This is a genomic window from Klenkia sp. PcliD-1-E (assembly GCF_024124375.1).
Taxonomy (GTDB): domain Bacteria; phylum Actinomycetota; class Actinomycetes; order Mycobacteriales; family Geodermatophilaceae; genus Klenkia.
Genome location: NZ_JAMXRZ010000176.1, coordinates 1 through 6,179, shown reverse-complemented (window position 1 = coordinate 6,179; position 6,179 = coordinate 1). Strand labels below are relative to the sequence as shown.

General features: G+C 73.6%; 8 protein-coding genes. 1 reads left to right on the top strand and 7 read right to left on the bottom strand.

Annotation, left to right across the window (positions count from 1 at the left end):
* Both NH342_RS21545 and NH342_RS21540 read right to left on the bottom strand, forming a co-directional pair.
* Positions 1-201, bottom strand: a 201-nt coding sequence (locus NH342_RS21545; RefSeq protein WP_253018178.1) for a hypothetical protein, incomplete at its 3' end; no start/stop codon positions are given.
* 84 nt (positions 202-285) lie between these two features.
* The gene (locus NH342_RS21540; RefSeq protein ID WP_253018177.1) at positions 286-933 is read right to left on the bottom strand and encodes an RNA methyltransferase; all 648 of its coding nucleotides are present in this window, start codon (positions 931-933) and stop codon (positions 286-288) included.
* Positions 934-975: 42 nt separating this feature from the next.
* On the opposite strand from NH342_RS21540, the gene NH342_RS21535 reads away from it, so the two are divergent.
* On the top strand, positions 976-1,308 hold the full coding sequence (locus tag NH342_RS21535; RefSeq protein ID WP_253018176.1) for a DUF952 domain-containing protein: 333 nt from the start codon (positions 976-978) through the stop codon (positions 1,306-1,308).
* Here NH342_RS21535 and NH342_RS21530 read toward each other — a convergent pair.
* The 5 genes from NH342_RS21530 to rpsB all read right to left on the bottom strand — a co-directional run bounded on the left by NH342_RS21530 (position 1,305) and on the right by rpsB (position 5,752).
* Positions 1,305-2,327, bottom strand: coding sequence for a phosphatidate cytidylyltransferase (locus NH342_RS21530; RefSeq protein WP_253018175.1), 1,023 nt, complete (start codon positions 2,325-2,327; stop codon positions 1,305-1,307). The two genes, NH342_RS21535 and NH342_RS21530, sit on opposite strands and share 4 nt — an antisense overlap.
* A gap of 89 nt (positions 2,328-2,416) precedes the next feature.
* Positions 2,417-2,974, bottom strand: a complete 558-nt coding sequence (frr, locus tag NH342_RS21525; RefSeq protein ID WP_253018174.1) for a ribosome recycling factor — start codon at positions 2,972-2,974, stop codon at positions 2,417-2,419.
* A gap of 58 nt (positions 2,975-3,032) precedes the next feature.
* The gene (gene pyrH / locus NH342_RS21520; RefSeq protein WP_253018173.1) at positions 3,033-3,800 is read right to left on the bottom strand and encodes a UMP kinase; all 768 of its coding nucleotides are present in this window, start codon (positions 3,798-3,800) and stop codon (positions 3,033-3,035) included.
* Between the two features lie 113 nt (positions 3,801-3,913).
* Positions 3,914-4,729 (bottom strand): translation elongation factor Ts, encoded by an 816-nt coding sequence (tsf, locus tag NH342_RS21515; RefSeq protein ID WP_253018172.1) that lies wholly within the window; start codon positions 4,727-4,729, stop codon positions 3,914-3,916.
* 90 nt (positions 4,730-4,819) lie between these two features.
* Positions 4,820-5,752 (bottom strand): 30S ribosomal protein S2, encoded by a 933-nt coding sequence (gene rpsB, locus NH342_RS21510; protein WP_253018171.1) that lies wholly within the window; start codon positions 5,750-5,752, stop codon positions 4,820-4,822.
* Between the last annotated feature and the right edge of the window lie 427 nt (positions 5,753-6,179).

The following is a 6,179-nucleotide window of genomic DNA, read 5'->3' as shown; positions in this document are numbered from 1 at the left end:
GAGGCCCAGGGTCACCGCGGCCACGGCGGCGGCGACGCGTCGGCCCGGCGGCACGGCGGCCGGGCCGGGCGGCACGGCGACGCGGGGTTCCTCGACGGGCGCGCCGGGCCCGGGCGTCAGCCACTCGGGGAGCCAGCCGGCGTCCCACCCGGTCCCGGGGTCGCTCGACCCGGACGGCAGCGGGACGGCGGGGTCGTTCACGGGTTCTCCTCGCGACGGACGGGTCGCCGCCATGCTCCCGCCCCGGAGCCCCCCGGCGACGGAGGCGCGACGACCCACCGCGGTCTAGCGGTCACCACCTGTGAGGTCGGCGTGCTGGCGGACCCAGCCGTGCATGGCGATCCCGGCCGCCACCCCGGCGTTCAGCGACCGGGTCGACCCGAACTGGGAGATCGACACGGTGAGGTCGGCGCCGTCGCGGGCCGCCGGGGTCAGCCCCGGGCCCTCCTCACCGAACAGCAGCACGCACCGCTCCGGCAGGTCCGCGGTCTCCAGCGGCACCGCGCCGGGGCCGTTGTCCACCGCGACCACCGCCAGGCCGGTGCCGCGGGCGAAGTCCAGCAGCCCGGCGACGTCGGGGTGGTGCCGCAGGTGCTGGTAGCGATCGGTCACCATGGCTCCCCGCCGGTTCCACCGTCGCCGGCCGACCACGTGCACCTCGGCGGCGAGGAAGGCGTTGGCGGTGCGGACGACGGTCCCGATGTTCAGGTCGTGGCCGAAGTTCTCGATGGCGACGTGGAAGGCGTGCCGGCGGCGGTCGAGGTCGGCCACGACCGCCTCGACCGTCCAGTACCGGTAGCGGTCGACGACGTTGCGGCGGTCACCCTCGGCGAGCAGCTGCCGGTCGTAGCGGGGGTCGTCGGGCCACGGACCCACCCACGGACCGACCCCGACGGCGCTCCCCCACTCGGTCGGTCCCGCCTGCTCCTCCACCCGGGGCAGCCTAGGTCGGTCGGTGGTGGTTGGGTTCGCGGCGTGCTGCTGCACCTGATCACCGCGCCCGAGTGGGCCGCGGCCTCGGACCGGGGTCGCGTGGACCCGCTGCCCGACGTCGGCTTCGTCCACCTGTCGGCGCCCGAGCAGGTGCACCTGCCGGCGCAGCGGCTCTTCGACGAGCGGGACGACGTCGTCCTGCTGGTGGTCGACGAGCACCGCCTCACCGACCCGGTCCGCCTGGAACCCGGCGTGCCCGGGGACCCGGCGTCGATGCGGTTCCCGCACCTGTACGGCGCGCTCCCCGTCGAGGCCGTCGTCCGCGTCGTGCCGTGGCCGCGCCCCCGCGGAGCGCGCGACCTGCCCGACCTCTAGGCCGGGACGACGGCGCTGAGCAGCAGGTAGGCCACGACCGCCGAGGGCAGCAGGGAGTCCATCCGGTCCATCAGGCCGCCGTGGCCGGGCAGCAGCGTGCCCATGTCCTTGATGCCCAGGTCGCGCTTGATCAACGACTCGGCGAGGTCGCCGACGGTCGCGGTCGCCGCCATCGCCACCCCGAACAGCACCCCGCCCCACCAGGGGCCGTGGAAGGCCAGGGTGACGGCCAGGACGCCGATGACCACGCACGCGGTGACCGACCCGGCGAAGCCCTCCCAGGACTTCTTCGGGCTGATCCTCCTCGCCATGGGGTGCTTGCCGAACAGCACGCCCGCCGCGTAGCCGCCGACGTCGCTGCACACGACGGTGGCGATGAACAGCAGCACCCGGGCGGCACCGTCGTCGGGGACCAGCAGCAGCACGGCGAACCCGGCCAGCAGCGGCACGTAGAGCGCGACCAGGACGGCGGCGGAGGTGTCGCGCAGGTAGCCCACCGGGCCGTCGCCCAGCCGCCACAGCAGCACGGCCAGCACGGTGATGAAGAAGGCGACCACCAGCCCGGCAGGGCCCCGGACCCACGCCAGGCCGAGCATGAGCAGCCCGCCGACGAGCACCGGGGGGAGCGGCGGCCGGTAGCCGCCGTTGTCCAGCGCCCGGACCAGCTCCGTCACGCTGACCACCACGGCCAGCGCCACCACGAGCAGGAAGGCCGGGCGGTAGAGGAACAGCGACGCGATGACGACCGCGCCCAGCCCGGCACCCACGCCGATGGCCGCGCCGAGGTCCCGGCCGGCCCGGCTGACCCGGGGCGCGCCCGACGGCGTCTCGGCCGGCGGTGCGCCGGTGGCCTCGGCGCCGAGGGCGTCGGGCAGCGCGGTCACCGGCGGGGCGTCGTCGTCCCTGCCGGCATCGTCGGCGGTGTCGACGGTCTGCACCGGCGGCAGCGGGGGCACCGGGCGCGACGCCCCCGGGGACCGGCCGACCACGGGCAACGCCTCGGTGGTGGGCTCGGCCACCCGGGCACGCCCGTGCTCCGGTCGGCGGGGACCGGGGGGCGGGGTGGGGGCGGCGGGCATGGCGGGTGCGGCGTCGGCGCGGGGTGCGCTCAGACCTCCAGCAGCTCGGCTTCCTTGTTCTTCATGGCCTCGTCGATGCCGGCCACGTGCTTGCTCGTCAGGTCGTCGAGGTCCTTCTCCGCGCGGCGGACGTCGTCCTCGCCGGCCTCGCCGTCCTTGACGATGCGGTCGAGCTCCTCCTTGGCCCGGCGGCGCACGTTGCGGATGGCGATCTTGGCGTCCTCGCCCTTGGCGCGGGCCTGCTTGACCAGGTCGCGGCGGCGCTCCTCGGTCAGCTGCGGGAAGTTGACCCGGATGATCTGGCCGTCGTTGCTCGGGTTGACGCCGAGGTCGGAGTTGCGGATCGCGGTCTCGATGGCGTTCAGCTGGCCGGCGTCGTAGGGCTTGATGACGGCCATGCGCGCCTCGGGGACGGTGATGGAGGCCATCTGCGGCACCGGGGTGGGTGCGCCGTAGTAGTCGACGACGATCCGGTTGAACATGCTCGGCGCGGCCCGGCCGGTGCGGACCGAGCCGAGGTCCTCGCGGGCGACCGACAGGGCCTTGTCCATCCGCTCCTCGGCGTCGAGCAGGGTGTCGTCGATCACGTGTGTCTCCTCCTGTGGCCCGGGGGCCGGTGGTGCGGGGTGGTCGGTGCCGGCGGCCTCAGGCGGGCCGGCTGATCAACGTGCCGATCCTCTCACCCGCGACGGCACGGGCGATGTTCCCGTCCTGGAGCAGGTTGAACACCACGATCGGCATCCGGTTGTCCATGCACAGGCTGATGGCGGTCGCGTCGGCGACGGCGAGCTCGTCGGCCAGCACCGTCGAGTAGTCCAGGTCGGAGTACATCGTGGCGGTCGGGTCGGTGCGCGGGTCGGCGGAGTAGACGCCGTCGACGCCGTTCTTGGCCATCAGCAGCACCTGGCACTCGATCTCCAGCGCACGCTGCGCGGCGACGGTGTCGGTGGAGAAGTAGGGCATGCCGGCGCCGGCGCCGAAGATGACGACGCGGCCCTTCTCCAGGTGCCGCATGGCCTTGCGCGGGATGTAGGGCTCGGCGACCTGGCCCATGGTGATGGCGGTCTGGACGCGGGTCTCGATGCCGGCCTTCTCGCAGAAGTCCTGCAGGGCCAGGCAGTTCATCACCGTGCCGAGCATGCCCATGTAGTCGGCGTGCCCGCGGTCCATGCCGGCCTGGGACAGCTCGGCACCGCGGAAGAAGTTGCCGCCGCCGACGACGATGGCGACCTGGGTGCCGCGGGCCACGACGGTGGCCAGCTGCTCGGCGATGTCGCGGATGACGGCGGGGTCCACGCCGACGCCGCCGCCGCCGAAGGCCTCGCCCGACAGCTTGAGCAGGACGCGGTCGTACCCGCTCGCGCCGGCGGCCTGGAACGCGGTGGGGGCGGACAGCGGGAGCTGGTCGGTCATCGGCGTCTCGTCGTCCTCTCGCGGGGTGGTCTGTGCGTCGCATCCTGCCCGACCGGCGCCGGACAGACCTCCGGCCCCGCCCCCCGGTGCGGGGGACGGGGCCGGGGCGTGGATCAGGACTGGCCGACCTCGAACCGGGCGAACCGGTCGACGGTGAGCCCGGCCTCGTCGATGACCTGCTTCACCGTGCGCTTGGGCTCGGTGATCGAGGGCTGCTCGAGGAGGACGAAGTCCTTGTAGTAGGAGTTGACGCGCCCCTCGACGATCTTGGAGATCGCCTGCTCGGGCTTGCCCTCCTCCTTCGCGGTCTGCTCGGCGACGCGGCGCTCGGTCTCCACCGCGTCGGCGGGGACCTCGTCGCGGGTGAGGTACCTGGGCCGGGCGGCGGCGATGTGCATCGCCAGCGACCGGGCGGCGTCCTCGGAACCGGCCGAGTACTGCACGGCGACGCCAATGGCCGGGGGCAGGTCGGTGGCCCGCTTGTGCAGGTAGGTCGCGGTCGGGCCGTCGAAGATGGCGACCCGGGAGAGGACGAGCTTCTCCCCGATGCGGGCGGACTCGCCCTCGACCAGCTTCTCGACGGTCTGGCCGTCGACCTCGGTGACCAGCAGCGCGGCGGCGTCGGCCGGCTTGTGCTCCAGCGCGATGTCGAGCAGGCGCTCGGCCAGGGCGGCGAAGTCGGTGTTCTTGGCGACGAAGTCGGTCTCGCAGTCGAGCTCGAGCAGCGCGCCGTCGCGGCTGACGACCAGCCCGTTGGTGGTGGAGCGCTCCAGCCGCTTGCCGACGTCCTTGGCGCCCTTGACGCGCAGGATCTCGACGGCCTTGTCGTAGTCGCCGTCGGCCTCGGTGAGGGCCTTCTTGCAGTCCATCATGCCGGCGCCGGTGGCGTCGCGGAGACGCTTGACGTCGGCAGCGGTGACAGCAGCCATGTCACTTCCTCTTCTGTGCGGAGTGCGGTGGGGAGACGTGCCGCGGCGCCGCCGTCCGTCCCGGTCGGGACGGACGGCGGCGCCGTCGGGTCACGCCTGGTTCGTGCTGTCCTGGACGATCTCGGTCACGGCGGGGTCGCCCGCGTTGGGCGCCTGCTCCTGCTCGCTGACCACGGACTCCTGCTCCGGCGCGGCCGGGACCGAGCTGTCGGCCGGCGCGGCGGCGTCGGCGCCCTGACCGCCGGTCAGCAGCTCCTTCTCCCAGTCGGCCAGCGGCTCGGCGTCGGCACCGGCGGGGGCGTCGCCCTCACCGCGGCCGGCGTTGGCCTGCGCGGCCGAGCGGGCCATGAGGCCCTCGGCGACGGCGTCGGCGATCACGCGGGTCAGCAGGGCGGCGCTGCGGATGGCGTCGTCGTTGCCCGGGATCTTGTAGTCGACCTCGTCGGGGTCGCAGTTGGTGTCCAGGATCGCCACGACGGGGATGCCCAGCTTGCGGGCCTCGCCGACGGCGATGTGCTCCTTCTTGGTGTCGACGACCCAGACCGCGCTCGGGACCTTCTTCATGTCCCGGATGCCGCCGAGGGAGCGCTCCAGCTTGGCCTTCTCGCGGGAGAGGACCAGCTGCTCCTTCTTCGTCAGGCCGTTGATCGCGCCGGTCTGCTCCAGGTCCTCCAGCTCCTTCAGGCGCTCGAGGCGCTTGAAGACGGTCTGGAAGTTGGTGAGCATGCCGCCCAGCCAGCGCTGGTTGACGTAGGGCATGCCGACCCGGGTCGCCTGCTCGGCGATGACCTCCTGCGCCTGGCGCTTGGTCCCGATGAACATGATCGAACCGCCGTGGGCGACGGTCTGCTTCACGAACTCGTAGGCCTGGTCGATGTAGCCCAGCGTCTGCTGGATGTCGATGATGTAGATGCCGTTGCGCTCGGTGAAGATGAAGCGCTTCATCTTCGGGTTCCAGCGACGGGTCTGGTGCCCGAAGTGGACCCCGCTGTCGAGCAGGTTCTTCATGCTGACGACTGCCACGTGGCGCCGCCTCTCTGTGCACGCGCGGCACCCGGCCCTCCGGCCGGTCCACCGCGCTTCCCGGTTGTCGCGGCGCACCGGGTGGTGCACCGCCCTGGCGTCCTGCGGGCCACCTGCACCCGTGCTTTCCGGGACCGGGGTGGGCGCCGCCCCACCGCTGGGGTGGGAGGAGGACGCGCGAAGTCGACCGGTCTGCCGACCGGTCGCAGGGGCGAGCATACCCGCTCCCCGGCAGACCCCGTCCGCGGTCCTCCACAGCCCGGGCGCCCGTCCACAGATCATCCCCGGGCGCCCCCTCCGGGGGTGCGGGACGGGACCGTCGGCGGGTGCCCCTCCTCCGCCTGGTCCTGCTGGTCGTGCTCACCGGCTCCCTGCTCGGCGGCGCCGGCCCCCGGGCCTCCGCGGACCCCGCAGCCGGCCCGGTCGC